16 protein-coding genes are annotated in these 14857 nt (G+C 68.6%); 6 read left to right on the top strand and 10 right to left on the bottom strand.

The window, feature by feature from the left end:
• Nucleotides 1-62: 62 nt before the first annotated feature.
• Nucleotides 63-2909: a leucine--tRNA ligase gene (leuS, locus tag AC3EO7_RS11545; protein WP_435591165.1), complete on the bottom strand. Its 2847-nt coding sequence runs from the start codon at nucleotides 2907-2909 to the stop codon at nucleotides 63-65.
• Nucleotides 2910-3022: 113 nt separating this feature from the next.
• On the opposite strand from leuS, the gene AC3EO7_RS11540 reads away from it, so the two are divergent.
• From AC3EO7_RS11540 to AC3EO7_RS11530, 3 genes are all read left to right on the top strand, one after another.
• A complete protein-coding gene (locus AC3EO7_RS11540; RefSeq protein ID WP_435591164.1) occupies nucleotides 3023-3430 on the top strand; it encodes an SdpI family protein in 408 nt (135 codons plus the stop codon).
• Nucleotides 3431-3498: 68 nt separating this feature from the next.
• On the top strand, nucleotides 3499-3762 hold the full coding sequence (locus AC3EO7_RS11535; protein WP_435591163.1) for a hypothetical protein: 264 nt from the start codon (nucleotides 3499-3501) through the stop codon (nucleotides 3760-3762).
• Between the two features lie 747 nt (nucleotides 3763-4509).
• Nucleotides 4510-4827 (top strand): hypothetical protein, encoded by a 318-nt coding sequence (locus AC3EO7_RS11530; RefSeq protein ID WP_435591162.1) that lies wholly within the window; start codon nucleotides 4510-4512, stop codon nucleotides 4825-4827.
• Between the two features lie 141 nt (nucleotides 4828-4968).
• Here the strand turns inward: AC3EO7_RS11530 and AC3EO7_RS11525 are convergent, their stop codons facing one another.
• Genes AC3EO7_RS11525 through AC3EO7_RS11505 form a run of 5 tightly spaced genes read right to left on the bottom strand, consistent with a single transcriptional unit; the run spans nucleotide 4969 to nucleotide 9817 of the window.
• Nucleotides 4969-5355: a cupin domain-containing protein gene (locus AC3EO7_RS11525; RefSeq protein WP_435591161.1), complete on the bottom strand. Its 387-nt coding sequence runs from the start codon at nucleotides 5353-5355 to the stop codon at nucleotides 4969-4971.
• A 40-nt stretch (nucleotides 5356-5395) separates the two neighbouring features.
• Entirely contained in the window at nucleotides 5396-6433 is a 1038-nt protein-coding gene (locus AC3EO7_RS11520) for an aminotransferase class I/II-fold pyridoxal phosphate-dependent enzyme (RefSeq protein ID WP_435591160.1), read from the bottom strand.
• On the bottom strand, nucleotides 6430-7443 hold the full coding sequence (locus AC3EO7_RS11515) for a 3-oxoacyl-ACP synthase III family protein (protein WP_431968553.1): 1014 nt from the start codon (nucleotides 7441-7443) through the stop codon (nucleotides 6430-6432). The genes AC3EO7_RS11520 and AC3EO7_RS11515 overlap by 4 nt, the downstream gene beginning before the upstream one ends.
• 38 nt (nucleotides 7444-7481) lie before the next feature.
• Nucleotides 7482-8141: an SRPBCC family protein gene (locus AC3EO7_RS11510; RefSeq protein ID WP_431968420.1), complete on the bottom strand. Its 660-nt coding sequence runs from the start codon at nucleotides 8139-8141 to the stop codon at nucleotides 7482-7484.
• Nucleotides 8138-9817: a thiamine pyrophosphate-binding protein gene (locus AC3EO7_RS11505; protein ID WP_431968418.1), complete on the bottom strand. Its 1680-nt coding sequence runs from the start codon at nucleotides 9815-9817 to the stop codon at nucleotides 8138-8140. Before AC3EO7_RS11505 ends, AC3EO7_RS11510 begins: the two co-directional genes overlap by 4 nt.
• Nucleotides 9818-9993: 176 nt before the next feature.
• Here AC3EO7_RS11505 and AC3EO7_RS11500 point away from each other — a divergent pair, with 176 nt between their 5' ends.
• From AC3EO7_RS11500 to AC3EO7_RS11490, 3 genes are all read left to right on the top strand, one after another.
• Complete coding sequence (locus tag AC3EO7_RS11500) at nucleotides 9994-10509, top strand: EXLDI protein (RefSeq protein WP_435591159.1); 516 nt, start codon at nucleotides 9994-9996, stop codon at nucleotides 10507-10509.
• A 166-nt stretch (nucleotides 10510-10675) separates the two neighbouring features.
• Nucleotides 10676-11653: an ATP-binding cassette domain-containing protein gene (locus AC3EO7_RS11495; protein ID WP_435591158.1), complete on the top strand. Its 978-nt coding sequence runs from the start codon at nucleotides 10676-10678 to the stop codon at nucleotides 11651-11653.
• 73 nt (nucleotides 11654-11726) lie between these two features.
• On the top strand, nucleotides 11727-12497 hold the full coding sequence (locus AC3EO7_RS11490; RefSeq protein ID WP_435591157.1) for an ABC transporter permease: 771 nt from the start codon (nucleotides 11727-11729) through the stop codon (nucleotides 12495-12497).
• A gap of 228 nt (nucleotides 12498-12725) precedes the next feature.
• On the opposite strand, the gene AC3EO7_RS11485 is transcribed toward AC3EO7_RS11490, so the two are convergent.
• The 4 genes from AC3EO7_RS11485 to AC3EO7_RS11470 form a co-directional block, all read right to left on the bottom strand.
• Nucleotides 12726-12968, bottom strand: a complete 243-nt coding sequence (locus tag AC3EO7_RS11485) for a hypothetical protein (RefSeq protein WP_431968410.1) — start codon at nucleotides 12966-12968, stop codon at nucleotides 12726-12728.
• Between the two features lie 7 nt (nucleotides 12969-12975).
• Entirely contained in the window at nucleotides 12976-13293 is a 318-nt protein-coding gene (locus AC3EO7_RS11480) for a hypothetical protein (protein WP_435591156.1), read from the bottom strand.
• Between the two features lie 264 nt (nucleotides 13294-13557).
• Nucleotides 13558-14268 (bottom strand): anti-sigma factor family protein, encoded by a 711-nt coding sequence (locus tag AC3EO7_RS11475; RefSeq protein WP_431968406.1) that lies wholly within the window; start codon nucleotides 14266-14268, stop codon nucleotides 13558-13560.
• Complete coding sequence (locus tag AC3EO7_RS11470; RefSeq protein WP_431968404.1) at nucleotides 14265-14849, bottom strand: sigma-70 family RNA polymerase sigma factor; 585 nt, start codon at nucleotides 14847-14849, stop codon at nucleotides 14265-14267. Before AC3EO7_RS11470 ends, AC3EO7_RS11475 begins: the two co-directional genes overlap by 4 nt.
• Nucleotides 14850-14857 lie beyond the last annotated feature (8 nt).

Here is a 14857-nt window from a genome sequence, read left to right as displayed (position 1 = left end):
GGATCGTGTGCTGTCGCCGCCCGCCTGACGCGCCCCCGCGAACGGAGGCGCGCCCGTGGGAGTCAGGCGACGATATTGACCAAGCGGCCCGGCACCACGATCAGCTTGCGCGGCGCGGCGCCGTTCAGCAGCGCCGCGATCTTCTCGTCGGCGAGCGCGGCCGCCTCGATGGCCGCGTTGTCGGCGTCGGCCGGGACCTGAATCCGGCTGCGCACCTTGCCGTTCACCTGGATCGGGTACTCCACCGACTCCTCGACGAGCAGCGCGGGATCGGCGACCGGGAACGGGCCGTGCGCCAGGGAAACGCTGTGGCCGAGCCGTTCCCACAGCTCCTCGGCGACGTGCGGGGAGAGCGGGGCCAGCATCAGCACCAGCGGCTCCACCACTGAGCGCGGGGCGCCGTCGGGGTAGTTCTTGGTCAGGTGGTTGGTCAGCTCGATGAGCTTCGCGCCCGCCGTGTTGTCGCGCAGCGCGGCGAGATCCTCGTCCACACCCGCGATCGTCTTGTGCGTCAGGCGCAGCGTCTCATCCGACGGCGCGGCGTCGGTGACGCGCAGCGCGCCCGTTTCCTCGTCCACCACCAGACGCCAGACCCGCTGCAGGAACCGGTGCGCGCCGACGACGTCCTTGGTCGCCCACGGGCGCGAGGTGTCCAGCGGACCCATCGACATCTCGTAGAAGCGGAAGGTGTCGGCGCCGTACAGATCGCACATCTCGTCCGGAGAGATGGCGTTCTTCAACGACTTTCCGATCTTGCCGTACTCCTGGAACACCTCGATCTCGCCGCCGGTCGCGGTGGTCCAGAAGAACTTGCCGTCCCGCTCGACGATCTCGGCGGCCGGCACGTACGCGCCGCGCTCGTCGGTGTAAGCGTGCGCCTGGATGTAGCCCTGGTTGAACAGTCGCCGGTACGGCTCGCTGCTGCTCACATCACCCAGGTCGAACAGCACCTTCTGCCAGAAGCGCGCGTACAGCAGGTGCAGCACCGCGTGCTCGACGCCGCCGATGTACAGGTCGACGCCGCCCGGATCGTTCGGACCGTGCTCCCCGGTGCGCGGGCCGAGCCAGTACTGCTCGTTCTCCTTGGCGCAGAACGCCTCGGTGTTGGTCGGATCGGCGTAGCGCAGCTGGTACCAGGAGCTGCCCGCCCAGTTCGGCATGACGTTGGTATCGCGCCGGTACTTCTTCGGCCCGTCGCCCAGGTCCAGCTCGACGTGCACCCAGTCGGTCGCCTTGGCCAGCGGCGGCGACGGCTCGGAGTTCGCGTCGTCCGGATCGAAGGTCACCGGGGCGAAGTCGTCCAGCTCGGGAAGCCGCACGGGCAGCATGGATTCCGGCAGCGCGTGCGGTGCGCCCTGCTCGTCGTAGACGATCGGGAACGGCTCGCCCCAGTAGCGCTGGCGGGCGAACAGCCAGTCGCGCAGCTTGTACTGGATGGTGCCGGTGCCGTGCCCGTCGGCCTCCAGCCTGCCGATGACGGTGGCCTTGGCCTCCTCGACCGAAAGACCGTTCAGGTAGTCGGAATTCACCAACTCGCCCTCGCCGGCGTGGGCGCCGTTGGCGACGTCGCCGCCGGAGATGACCTCGATGATCGGCAGGCCGAAAGCGGTCGCGAACTCGTGGTCGCGGTGATCGTGGCCGGGCACCGCCATGATCGCGCCGGTGCCGTAGCCGATCAGCACGTAGTCGGCGATGAAGATCGGAATCCGCTGTCCGTTCACCGGATTGGTGGCGTAGGAGCCGAGGAAGACGCCGGTCTTCTCCTTGTACTCCTGGCGCTCCAGATCCGACTTGGCCGCGATGGTCTTGCGGTAGGCGGCGACGGCGTCGGCGGGTGTGGCCGCGCCCTCGTTGGTCCAGCGCGCATCGGTGCCCTCCGGCCACTGCGCCGCGGCCAGGCGGTCGACCAGTTCGTGCTCGGGGGCCAGCACCATGTACGTCGCGCCGAACAGGGTGTCGGGGCGGGTGGTGAACACCTCGATCCGGCCCGCGTCGGAATCGAACTTCACCTGGGCGCCGCGCGAACGGCCGATCCAGTTGCGCTGCATGGCCTTCACGTTCTCCGGCCAGTCCAGCGTGTCCAGGTCGTCGACCAGCCGGTCCGAGTAGGCGGTGATGCGCATCATCCACTGCCACAGGCGCTTGCGAAACACCGGGAAGTTGCCGCGCTCGCTGCGGCCCTCGGCGGTGACCTCCTCGTTGGACAGCACGGTGCCGAGTCCCGGGCACCAGTTGACCACCGAATCGGTCTGGTAGACCAGGCGATACGAGTCGATCACCGCGGCGCGCTCGGCGGCGGACATGGTGGCCCAGTTCTTGCCTTCGGGCGCCGGCCGCGCGCCGGAGGCGAACTGCTCCTCCAGGTCGGCGATGGGGCGGGCGCGACCGGTCTCCAGGTCGTACCAGGCGTTGTAGATGCGCAGGAAGATCCACTGCGTCCAGCGGTAGTACTCCGGGTCGGTGGTCGCGAACGAGCGGCGCCGGTCGTGGCCGAGGCCCAGCCGGTCCAGCTGGCGCTGCATGGTGGCGATGTTCGACTCGGTGGTGTCGCGCGGGTGCGCGCCGGTCTGCACCGCGTACTGCTCGGCGGGCAGGCCGAAGGCGTCGTAGCCGAGCGCGTGCAGCACGTTGCGGCCGTGCATGCGGTGGTAGCGCGCGAACACGTCGGTCGCGATGTAGCCGAGCGGATGGCCTACGTGCAGGCCCGCGCCCGACGGGTACGGGAACATGTCCTGGACGAACAGCTTGTCCGCGGGGATGTCCCCGGCGAGCGGGCCGGTCGGGTTCGGCGCGTGGAAGGTTCCACGCTCCGCCCAGTTCTGCTGCCACCGGCGCTCGATGCGGCCCGCGAGGTCAGCGTTGTACCGGTGCTGGGGTACATCGCTTTCGGTTGCACGACTGTCCTGCACGGTCCTGCCTTCTTGTTTCTCGCCGATCCTGGACAAACTTCGTATTACAGGGTAGAACGTGCGGTCCGAGGGACCGAAAATCGGGCCGTGCGCCCATGCGCTAGCCTGCATAGGTGTTCGTCGTAGCCCTCGTCCTGTTCGTGCTGGCCGCCGTGGCCATCGCAACCGGATTGCTCGGACTGACCGGCAGGCTCCCGCGCAACCGCTTCGTCGGTGTGCACACCGAAGCCGCTCTCACCTCCGAAGAGACCTTCCGTATCGCGAACCGCGTCGCCGCCCCCACCTCGGTCGCGGCGGGCGCGCTGCTCTTCGCCGGTGGTCTGGTCGCCTACGCCGCGGGTGGCGTCGTCGCCCTGATCGTCGCGGGCGCCGCCGCCGTCATCGCCCTGTTCACCCTGGGTGCGGGCGCGAACGCGGCAGGCGAGGCCATCGCGAGCTTGGTGCCCGCCGAGGACGTGGGCGGCTGCGGCCAGTCCTGCGGCGCGTGCTCCCTGCGCGACGCCTGCCAGCCCGCGAACTGACCCTCCCGACGCCGCACGGAGGCGTACCCTGACCCTCACCAGCGGGCTACCCGCCTCGGGAGGGAATCGTGTACTTCATCCTGGCGACGATCGTCGCCGTCCTCGGCGCTGCCGTCATCGACTCCTCCGGTCTCACGGCCGCCGTCTTCTTCGCCCTCGCCGCGGGCTTCGTCGCGATCGGCGTCATCCGAACCAAACGCAACCGCGCCCGCCCCAGGGGGCGCTGGTGGGCGGGGGGCAACGGCGGCGGTTCCGATGACGGCGGCGGCTGCGGAGGCGGTTCCGACGGCAGCTGCGGTGGCGGTTCCGGCTGCGGCGGCGGAGGCGATTGACCGCGCCGCCTGCCCGAGGAGTGCTTCGGAGTGCGGCCGCTGCGGCTACTACAGCATTGGCCGTGCAGACAGCAGCGGCTGCTGTGGTGGTGCGCGGCAGAGGCGATCGACCAGCGACTGGCCGGGGGAGGTTCGGATGTATTTCGCGTTCGCGTTCGCGACCGTTCTGATCGGGTTGTCTTGGATGCAGGCGTTCGGGTTCGGCGTGGGCGCTGCGTTCTTCGCCTTGGCCGCAGTTCTCGTTGCCGTTGGGTCTGTTCGATTGCTGGTGCACCATTCGCAGTTGCCCATCTCGCGGCGGCATCGCGGGCGCAGGGATGCCGGTTGGAGTGCGGCCGACGGCGGTGGTGGCGGCAGTAGCGGTAGCGGTGGTGGCGATTGGGGCGCGGCCGGCGGTGGTGGTGGTGGCAATAGCGGTAGCAGTGGCGGCGGAGACAATGGCGGTGACAGCGGCAGCGGCTGCACTAGTGGCGGCGGCTGCGGTGGCGGCGGCTGCGGAGGAGGTGGCGGTGGGGGTGGCTGCGGTGGAGGTGGCGGTGGCTGACCTCGTCACCTTCGAGCACGCGGGCTGTCGGGGATGACCCTCGCAAGCCCGCCAACCACCCATTTCTCTCCCGTCGATTCGGGTTGCTCGGTGCCGTTCTGCTCCCCCGTGCGACCACCCGAAATTCGCAGGTTGCTGTCGGTGGTCGTCTGTAGGCTGGATTGGAGTTCGCCGCGCGGCGACTCGGTCCGGGGGAGGTTCGGATGGATTTCGGGTTCGCTTTGGTGATCTTTGTCGCGGGGATGGCCGTGGCCGGGCCGTTCGGGTTCGGCGCCGGTGTCGCGTTCTTCGCCGTGGCCGCCATTTTCGTTGTCGTGGGGGTGGTCAAGCTGCGGCGCCGTGCGCCATTGCCCACCTCGCCGCGGCATCGCGGGCGCGGGGCCGGTTGGGGTGCGGCCGGGGCCGGTGGAGTGGCGTTCTTCGGCGGCGGCGACGGTGGCAGTGATGGCGGTGGCTGCGGTGGCGGCAGCAGCTGTGGTGGCGGCGGTGGCTGCGGCGGCGGAGGTTGCGGCGGCGGCTGACCTGGTCGCCTCGGCCAGCAGGTCACCGGGCCGTGCGCGGCCTCGATCCCGGGCAGCGCGGGGTCCTGCCGGACCATTCGAGCACGCGGCGGCTGACCATCGAAAGCCGCCGACCGCCATTTCTCTCCCGCCGATTCGGCGTCAGTCGACGCCCGGGGGTGGGGTGATGTGGCGTGAGAGCGGGCTGCCCTTCGGGTTGAGGTAGAGAACGAACAGCGTGACCGCGGTGGCGCCGAGGTTGCGGGCGACGTGCGGATACTCCGGTCCGCTCGGCTCGCGGAACACGCGCCCGCGACGGTAGGTGACGGGCGCGCCGTCGGCGCCGGGGTGGTCGAGGGTGCCGCGAGCGACCAGCACCAGGAGCGTCCCGTCGTGGTAGTGCCAGCCGCTGCTGCCGCCGGGATCGATCACCGTCTGCCGCAGCAAGATGTCACGCCCGCCTACGGTGAACTGCGCCAGCACCCGGCTCGCGGTGCCGGACGCGGGCGCGGCGTTCGGTCGCAGACCGGGCAGACGCGGGATCCTCACCACTCCATCGAACCACCCCGATCCCGCGCGGCAGCTCCGCTCAGCGCAACCCCGCGACCGCCTCCAGCACCGCGCGCCCGGCCTCTCGATCACCGACGGCGATGCGAGCGCTGCCGTCCGGATACGCCTTCGCCGCGATCCGCGCCCGCCGCAACACCGTCGCCACCCCGGGCCCGGGGAGGTACAGGAAGTTGGCGTGGCTGCGCGGGACGGGGTGGCCGCAGGCGAGCAGTGCGTTGCGCAACGCCTCGCGTTCCTCCGTGATGTGCCGGATCCTGGCCGCGAGTTCGGGCTGGGCCGCGTAGGACGCGGACACGGCGGCGACGGCGCCGGCGGAGACGCCGAAGGGAAGTTGCAGCCGACGGACCCGCTCGACGAGCTCGCGCCGCCCGTACGCGTACCCGATGCGCAGACCCGCGAGTCCATACGCCTTCGAGAAGGTGCGCAGCACGAGAAGATTCGAGTGCTTGCGCAGCAGCGCGAGCGTGTCCACCCGGTCCTCGGGGCCGAGGAATTCGGCGTACGCCTCGTCGAGGATCACCGTCACCCGGTCCGGCACGGCGCTCAAGAACGACTTCAGCTCGCCCGAGGACACGACGGTGCCGGTCGGATTGTGCGGACGGCACACGACGACTATCGCCGTCCGCTTGTCGATGGCCCGCCTCGTCGCGGACAGATCCTGATTGCCCGCCGCGTCCAAGGGCACCGCCACGAGAGTCATCCCGACCATCTCGGCCATGATCGGGTACCCGTCGAACGTCGGCGTCCCGGCGACGATCTCCGCGCCGTCGAAGGTGAGGGACTGCATGATCTGCATGGCCACCCCGGTCGCGCCGGAGCCGACCACCACCTGGTCGCCCCGCACACCGATGTGCCGCGCGATGATCTCGGGCAGCTCCCGCGGCAGGAACTCCGGATACCGATTCGCCCGCGCCAGTGCCTGATTCACCGCGCGGAGCACGGAAGGCAAAGGCGGGAACGGATTCTCGCTCAACGAGAGATCGAACCGCGCCGGCGGCCGGGTCCGCCGACGGTGGTGTCGCGAGGAGCGGGTGTCCTCGGTGAACCCGATGGTCATGCCGCCGCACCCCAGCGCACCGCCGCGGCGGCGGCGAAATCACCCGCGTGCGCGAACGCGGACAGCAGCACCACCGACCCGTTGCGCAGCCGACCGGCCCGGTTCTCGACATCCAGCGTGACGGGAATGCCGGCGGCGAACAGGTTTCCGCACCGATCGAAGGTGTCCGGGTGCCGCTCGGCGGGCAGTTCGAGCGCATCGTGCCAGTTGCGCAGGAACAGCCGGTTCGGCTGGTTGGTGACGAAAGTGTCGATGTCGCGGCCCTTCACACCGATCCGGTCGCACACCGCGAGCGCCACCTCCGGCACCAGCCGGTTGCCCCGCGCGAACACCTTGGTGACCTTGGATTCGGTGAAGCTGACGCAGCCCTGGCCCGTGCCGGGCTCCCAGTACTTGCGCTCACCGTTGGTCGAGAACTCCATGTCCCCGGCGAATTCCGGGTAGGTGCGGCATTCGACGTCCAAGACAGGTGCGCTGTCGTCCTTGACCAGCAGACCGACGCCGCACCCGTCACCCGGCACGGGCGCCTGCGCGAGTTTGCGGATCTCGGTCTGGGTGAACACCGGGCCCGCGCAATTCTGCGCGACCGCGATGAGCGCGGTGCGAGCGTCGGTGGTCTGCAAGATCATTCGAGCCAACGCCATCATGTTCACGAAGGCCGCGCAGCCGCCGTTGTGGATGTCGTAGACGACGCGCGGCCGCATGCCCAGTCGCCGCGCGACCTCGGGGCCGCAGCCGAGCACCGGATTGTCCGGCAGCTGGGTGTGCGTGAGCAGCACATCGACGCTCGAAAGCAGTTGCGTCCCATGGCGTTGCCGCATCGGCTCGACGGCGCGTTCGATCATGTCGACCGCCGTCTCGTCCCTGCCCACGTGGTGGCGAGCGCGCGGCGAGCGGAACATCACGTTCTTGGCCATCCGGTCCGAGCGGGCGAACTGGGTGAAGTATTCGGTGTCGACGGGCTCACCGGGCAGGTAGGAGGCCACATCGGCCAGGCTGACGGTCGGCAGCGGCGAAGTAGTGGGATCGGTGGTGTACACAGGTGTCCTCACTTCATCCACTCGGGCTTGACCGGCAGTCCGTGCGAGGCCCGGTATTCACAGATCGCCTTGAGGTTGTCCAGCTCGAGCTGGTGCCCGGCGGAGAACATCTCCCAGAAGTCGCCGACCCAGACCGGCCGCCCGGCGGGCGCGGACTCGGGATAGGGGTTTTCGTCGTAGAACGGGTGACGGCAATTCGTCCACAGCACAACCGAACCCGGCTTGTGCAGCACCACCTGCGCGTCGACCACCCGCATCAGATAGACCATCCACAGGTGTTCGCCCTGATCCCACGCGCAGTGATAGTCGACGGTCATCGCGTCCGGATTGGCCACCGTGCGGGTGAATATCCGGGTCGCGTCGCCGAGCCGGTCGTAGGCGAGCCACAGGCCCTGCTCCTCGGTCTCGGTGAAACCGCGCAGGCTGTAGGTCCATTCCTCCAGCGACCTGGTGTCGGCCAGGTAGTCGTACACCTCGCGCGGCGGCGCGTCGATGTAGCCCTGGACCGGGCAGAAGTCACCGAAGATCTGGTCGTGCGGGTACACCGACCGCAGCATGTCCATGATGATCGGGGTGGTGGCGTCCTTGTCGGAGTTCTCGATCCGCAGTACGCCGGGTACGACGTCTTCCGGGATGTCGCTGAGTGCGGGCAGGGCGCTGGTCGTCACGGGGTCCTCCTGGGGTTCTCGAGTGTCTCGAGTGTGTTGAGAAACGGGGTGAACGGGGGGATCTCGTCGGGGTCGCAGTCGATCGCGAGGAACGACGGGCCCGGTGTGTCGAGGCAAGGGCCGAGCGCTTCGGCGAGTTCGGCCGGGGTACGGACGGTGTGGGCGGGCAGGTCGGGGAACATGGCGCCGATGCCATGGCCGAGGAGCGCTGGTCGGAATCGGTTGAAGCTGTAGCGGTCTCGGTAATAGAGCTGTTCACGGGTGACGCACATGGCGTGCGCGTTGTTGTTCAGCACGATGAAGGTGATCGGCAGCTGGTGTTCGACGGCGGTGTGCACCTCCATGCCGTGCATGTAGAACGCGCCGTCGCCCGCGATCACTACGGTGCGCCCCGGCTTGCGTCGGGCGAACGCGGCGCCGATGGCCGCGCCGAAGGCGTAGCCCATCCCGCCCATGCCGAGGGCGACGACGAAGCGCCCGCCGCGCGGCACCCGCAGGTGATGCACCGCCGCGGCGCCGGTATTGCCCGCGTCGGCGAAAACGTCGGTGCCGTCGGGCAGTGCCGCGCTGATGGTCTCGACGAGTTCCCGATACCGCAGCCCCGGCCCGTTCGACGGCGGCACCTGGAGCGGCGTCAGCGCGCCCGCCTTCGGTTCGGCATGCGGTGTGCCTGCGGGGGAGGCGAATTCGTCGGCGAGTTCGCCGAGTGTGATCGACAGATCGGTGCTGGTCGTGTGGATCGAGGTCAGGTACGGCGGTGCGACGCCGATGCTGACCACCGTGAGATCGGCGAGCAGCTCGTCGAGCCCGGCGCGCGCGGTGACGGGCAGCTGGGTGCCGACCAACAGGCAGAGCGCGGCGGATCGGAGGTCGGCGGTGAGTTCCGGATGACCCATACTGCCCGCGACGCCGCAGAATCCGGGGTCGAAGTTGTCGTAGGTGTCCTTGGCGTCCGGGGTCACGCCCACTGCGGCATCCAGAGCCGTTGCGAGACGGGCCAATTCGTCCCGTGCGTCGTCGCGTGCGACCTGATCGCCCGCGATGATCACGACCTTCCCTGTGCTCCGCGCTTCGGTCAGCGCGGCGCGCACCGCGGCGAGTCCGCTCACGTCGCGGCGGTGCGCTCGCGGCGGTAGCCGGAACGGCGGGACCGCGTCGAGTCCGGACTGCTGCACGTCCTTGGGTAGCAGCAGGACCGCAGGCCCACCGCTCCGGGCGGCGGCGACTGCCCTGACCACGCTGTCCGGCAGTTGATCCGCCGTCTCCACACGGGCGCAGTACCGGCTGATGGAGCCGAACAGGCGGACCGCATCGATCGCGCCCGCGCGCCCGCTGGAGTCCTGGAACGCCCCTCGGCCCTCCAGCGCCGTCGGCGGCTGGCCGACGAGCGCCAGCACCGGCACCCGGGACGCATACGATTCGGCAAGTCCGGCAACGAGATTCATCGCCCCGCCGCCGGAGGTCGCCGCGACGACGCCGAGTCCGCCGGTGACCCTCGCATAGCCGTCGGCCATGGTCGCCGCGGAGAATTCGTGCTTGGCCACCACTCCGGTGACCTCGGAGTCGAACAGCGCGTCGTAGAGGTCTTCGATATTCGCGCCGTCGACGCCGAAGATTTGCCGCACACCGAGGGTCGACACCGCCCGAACCAGATAATCCACGACCCTGCTCGGCATGGACGCTCCCTTCCGCAGAGGTCGGCCGATCGCGTGCGTACCGGCCGACCACATACCTCGTTCACGAGGAATACGACGCAGCCCGGCAGGCGGTTCAGCGTCGAACGATCTGTTCTCGACAAACCCGTTCGACGAGAACGCTTGCGTGTACGTATACATCTACGTATAGTGGGTTCGTGCCCAACAAGACCATCTACGTAGCCGACGACGATCTGCCGCTCTTCCAGCGTGCGCAAGAGCTGGTCGGCGGCAATCTCTCCGGCGCGGTGACCACGGCGCTGCGCCGTTTCATCGAGCTGGAGGAGGGACGCCAGGAAGGGTACGAGGAGCTGGTCCTGCGGGTCGGCCACAACGGAGCTCGGCAGGTGCGGTTCTCGGGGAGCCTGCTCGGCGAATGGCGCGACGTCAACGACAAGCGCATGGAGCTCGTGCGGGTGTATCGGACCCGCAAAGGCAAGTTCGCGCTGCACGCGCAGTATTCGAACTGGTCCGAGTTCCCCACCGATACCAACGTTTTCAAGGACTGGCGGCAGTGGCGACGCTTCCTCGGTGTAGGTGATCAGGACTGGGGCGACTTCGTCTTGGAGATCGCCGACACGCTCGCCGAACTGAAGGACAAGATGCCCGCCAAGCTCTACGAGCGCGTCACCGATATCGCCGACCATCCGCAGATCGAGGACCTCGACATCTGAGGCAGCCGGGGCCGACGCGGCCGGAGGTACGCGCCGCCGGCGCGAAAGCGCACCGCAACAACCGAACAGCACGTTCGAAAAGCAACACCGCACCGCCATTGGGCGGCGGTGTGGGTGAAACATGCATTTATTCGCATTCAGTAATGAATTTTACGAAAGGACCACCATGATCAACGGGCATCGCGCACCGGCGATCTCGGCGCTCGGCCTGCGCAAGGCGTTCGGCGAGCACGTGGTGCTCGACGGCATCGACCTCACCGTGCCGGAAGGAACCATCTTCTCGCTGCTCGGGCCGAACGGCGCAGGCAAGACCACCACCGTGCAGATCCTCACCTCGCTGATCGGCGCGGACGCGGGCGAAATCCGCATCGGCGGACACGATCTCGCCGCCGAACCCAACGCGGTGCGATCGGCCATCGGGGTGACCGGCCAGTTCTCCGCGGTCGACGAACTGCTCACCGGCCGGGAGAACCTGCTGCTCATGTCGGACCTGCACCACCTGCCGCGGCGCGACGGCAAACGCCTCGCTGAGGATCTGCTCGCGCGCTTCGACCTGGTGGAAGCCGCCGACAAGACGGCGGCGACCTACTCCGGCGGCATGACCCGGCGTCTCGATCTGGCGATGACCCTGGTCGGCGACCCGCGCGTCATCTTCCTCGACGAACCGACCACCGGCCTCGACCCGCGCAGCAGGCGATCGATGTGGGAGATCATCAGGGCCCTCGTCGACGACTACAGCGTGACCGTCTTCCTCACCACCCAGTACCTGGAGGAGGCCGACCAACTCGCCGACCGGATCGCCGTACTCGACGGCGGACGCATCGTCGCCGAGGGCACCGCCGCCGAGCTGAAGAGGCTGGTGCCCGGCGGTCACATCCGCCTCGAATTCGCCACGGCCGCAGCGCTGTCCGCCGCGGCGCAGGTGCTCGGCGAGACCGCCCGTGTGCTCGATCAAGAGGGCGACGACGAGCTGACCCTCGCCGTGCCCAGCGACGGCGGCGTGAAATCGCTGCGCGCCGTGCTCGATCGGCTCGACGAGGCGCGTATCGAGGTCGAAGGCCTCTCCGTGCACACCCCCAACCTGGACGACGTATTCCTGACCCTCACCGGACACCCCACTGCCGAGAAGGAGACCGTGCGATGAGCGAACGTAGTGAGCGAATCATGTGCCAGCGCGCCGTGCGCATGCCGGAGCCGAGCGCCAGCGAGGTGCAGGCATGAGCACCCCTTCCCTTGCGCTCGCCGATTCGGCGACGATGCTGCGCCGAAACCTGTTGCACGTCAAGCGCTATCCCTCGATGACCTTCGGCATTCTGGTAATGCCGGTCGTGCTGATGCTGGTGTTCACCTTCGTGTTCGGCGGCGCGCTGGAGAAATCCTCCGGCGGCAACTACATCGACTACCTGACCCCGGGCATGATGCTGATGCTCCCGGCCTACCTGACGGTCTCGGTGGCGGTCTCCATCACCACCGACAAGACCAAGGGCATCGTGAATCGCTTTCGCACCATGGCGATCTCGCAGTCCTCGATGCTGGCCGGGCAGGTCGTCGGCGCGCTGATCCAGGCGCTGATCGGCGTCGTACTCATGGTCGCGGTGGCGCTGCTGGTCGGGTTCCGCCCGAACGCCAACCCGGTCGAATGGCTCGCGGTGTTCGGTCTCATCGGCCTGGTGATGTTCGCGTTCTCCTGGCTGGGAGTGGCGATCGGTCTGGTCGCGCCCACCCCGGAGGCCGCGAGCAACATGCCGTTCCCCCTGGTGATGCTCCCGTTCCTCGGCAGCGGCCTGGTCGCCACCGACACCATGCCGGTCGGCATGCGCCAGTTCGCCGAGTACCAGCCGTTCACGCCGCTCACCGAGACGCTGCGCGGGCTGCTGATGGGCACCGAGATCGGCGCCAACGGCATCCTCTCGATCGCCTGGTGCGCGGGCCTCGGCCTGGTCGGCTACGTGTGGTCGATGTCGCGGTTCCGCAAGCAGGTCGCCTGATCACGCTGCGGTGCAGCTGAATTCCCCCGTCGGAAGCATCCGGCGGGGGAATCCGTCGTGCAGGGCACGTCCGAGTTCGATGCAGGCCGACGCCTCGAAGTAAGGCCCCGGCTCCGCCTAGGTAAGGGAAACCGGGGCCTACCGTACGTCCCGAGTGCACGTATCCCGAGCATTCGTCCCGTTCGATGAACTTCGGTGCTCGTTGTCAGCGCGCGCAGCGAATGGTCGTCAAGGCGTCGAGTTCTCCGATTCGATCCGGTACTGCTCTCGGATGTCCTCGTACTGTTCGCGGCGCTCGGGGTCCATGTCGGTTTCCGAGTCCAGCCCGATCGCCCACGGCACGGGACATGGCGGCTGGTGGTCGGGGTCCGGGCACAGCAGATGTGCGATCTGCTCCACCAGTTTCTTCGCCTCAGCCTCGGTGGCCAGGATGCCCACCTTGACCTCCCACAGCGTCTTCTCGTTCGACATGCGCGGTTCAGATCTCCTTGCAGTGGCGCTTGTAGTGCGCTTGCGGCACGGACTTGTCGGCGTCCTTCTTGGCGGCCTTGACCGCATCCGGCTTCGTCTTGCCGCTGCCGGTGCCGGTGATGTATCCGACGGTACCGCCCCCGTTCTCGACCAGCTGGCATTTGACCGTGACGGTGAACCGCGCCACGAACTCCACCTGCCCAGCGGGCGTGGAACCTGCCGACCCGGCAACGGCCATATCCGGTGAAGCCGCGCTCGGCGCAGCCAACACGATCACCGCCGCAGCCGGAACCAGTACAGCGGCAACCAATCTACGCACGTCCATTCGACGCCCCCCTGACGTGGGTGAACTCTTGGCTGTTCACTCCCCTTCATGTAACAGGATGTATCTCAACAGATTTCGGTTCCGACATCCTTACCATGCCCTTGAACCCACTGCATGGCCCCCGCGGACGCTGTAGCGGCCGTCCGTAACTACGAGACCCGCCCCGACCACCGCGAACCGATGGTCTGCATCGCCGCCATCCGCACCTTCACCCGACGGCTGGCCCGCGACAGCGGGCCAGCGTCTGAGTTCTCGGATGCGCTCTTACACCGTTCCGGTGAGAACGACCTTGTTGGTCGCCGACGACTTGATCTCCACTGTCTGCACCTGATCGGGCCGCATGTCGATGGTGCGGTCGACGGTCAGTACGGTGCCGGGGCCCGCGGGCCACTCGTCCAGCTCGAGCCGGCTGCCGTCGGCGCCGGTCACCAGCAGCCTGTACTTGTAGGTGTATGGCAGGTCGCTCGCCCCGTAGGTGCAGGTCATCACGACGCGCGCGCGATCGCCGTCGGCCATCAGCTTGAAACTGGCCGAGATCGGGGTCGGCTCGAGCGGGCTCATCGACCGTTCCGCGATCACTTGCTCCGCCACCGGCGGTTCCTGCTGGGGCGTCGTGTCGATCATCGGGACCGCGATGGCAACGGCCGCCGCGGCCGCCGCCACCGCACCGCCGATCGCCGCCCATCGACCGCGCCGCCTGCGCCGCCGTTCGGCCGCGGCGAGCTTGGGCAGCAGGTCGGGCACCGGAGGCGACGCTTCGGGCGCGGAGCCGTCGGGCGTCCCGATCATGCCGAGCGCGGTCTCCGTCGGCACCAGCGCGAGCATGCCGGGCAGCCCGGCGAGTTCGGCGACGGCGGCGCGGCAGCCGGGGCAACGAGCCAGATGCTCCTCGTATTCGCGGCGCTCGTTTCCGGTGAGCGAGCCGAGAACGTAGGGCGCGTCCCACGTCGTGTAGTCGTCGGCGATGTCCGTCATCGGTTCGTCACCCCCATTTCGTGCAAGGCCAGCCGTAGCGCCCGCATACCGTAATGCATGCGCGATTTCACGGTGCCGGGCGGAATCTCCAGTTCAGCCGCGATCTGATGGGTCGACAGGCCGCGATAGTAGGCGCGCACGATCACCTCACGGTGGTCGGCGCTGAGCCGGGCCAGCGCATCGGCTACCAGCCAGCCGTCCAGCGTCCGATCGGCCTGATCCGGCGCGGGTTGTTCGGGCGGGTTGTCGGTGCGGAACTCCCTGCGGTTGCGGGCGCTGCGGTGCTCGTCGACGACCAGGTTGCGGGCCACCGTGAACAACCACGCGCGCGCCGACATCGTCTGCTGATCGAGCACGTTCGGGCGCTGCCACGCCCGCAAAAGCGTTTCCTGCACGATGTCCTCGGCGCGTCCGGCGTCGTGCACCAGGCCTAGGGTGTAGCGCCACAGCGCGGGCGCGTGCTCCTGGTACAGCACGCGCATCAATTCGGCTTGGTCGGCCGACGCCCCGGCGGTCTCACGATGAGCCGCGGCCGCGTCGGTCGGCCGGGGTTGGTCCGGCGTCCCCGGTGAGTTGTCCATGCACTCAC

Source organism: Nocardia sp. bgisy118 (assembly GCF_057708605.1).
Note: the sequence above shows the minus strand (reverse complement) of the source record. Positions and strands in the feature narration are given on the sequence as shown.

Bases quoted from the DNA above. Each gene is read 5' to 3' on its own strand.
- AC3EO7_RS11530 (WP_435591162.1), top strand. From the start codon at position 4,510: ATGGATTTCGGGTTCGCTTTGGTGATCTTTGTCGCGGGGATGGCCGTG.
- AC3EO7_RS11520 (WP_435591160.1), bottom strand. From the start codon at position 6,433: ATGACCATCGGGTTCACCGAGGACACCCGCTCCTCGCGACACCACCGT.
- AC3EO7_RS11505 (WP_431968418.1), bottom strand. From the start codon at position 9,817: ATGCCGAGCAGGGTCGTGGATTATCTGGTTCGGGCGGTGTCGACCCTC.
- AC3EO7_RS11495 (WP_435591158.1), top strand. From the start codon at position 10,676: ATGATCAACGGGCATCGCGCACCGGCGATCTCGGCGCTCGGCCTGCGC.
- AC3EO7_RS11490 (WP_435591157.1), top strand. From the start codon at position 11,727: ATGAGCACCCCTTCCCTTGCGCTCGCCGATTCGGCGACGATGCTGCGC.
- AC3EO7_RS11485 (WP_431968410.1), bottom strand. From the start codon at position 12,968: ATGTCGAACGAGAAGACGCTGTGGGAGGTCAAGGTGGGCATCCTGGCC.
- AC3EO7_RS11480 (WP_435591156.1), bottom strand. From the start codon at position 13,293: ATGGACGTGCGTAGATTGGTTGCCGCTGTACTGGTTCCGGCTGCGGCG.
- AC3EO7_RS11475 (WP_431968406.1), bottom strand. From the start codon at position 14,268: ATGACGGACATCGCCGACGACTACACGACGTGGGACGCGCCCTACGTT.
- AC3EO7_RS11470 (WP_431968404.1), bottom strand. From the start codon at position 14,849: ATGGACAACTCACCGGGGACGCCGGACCAACCCCGGCCGACCGACGCG.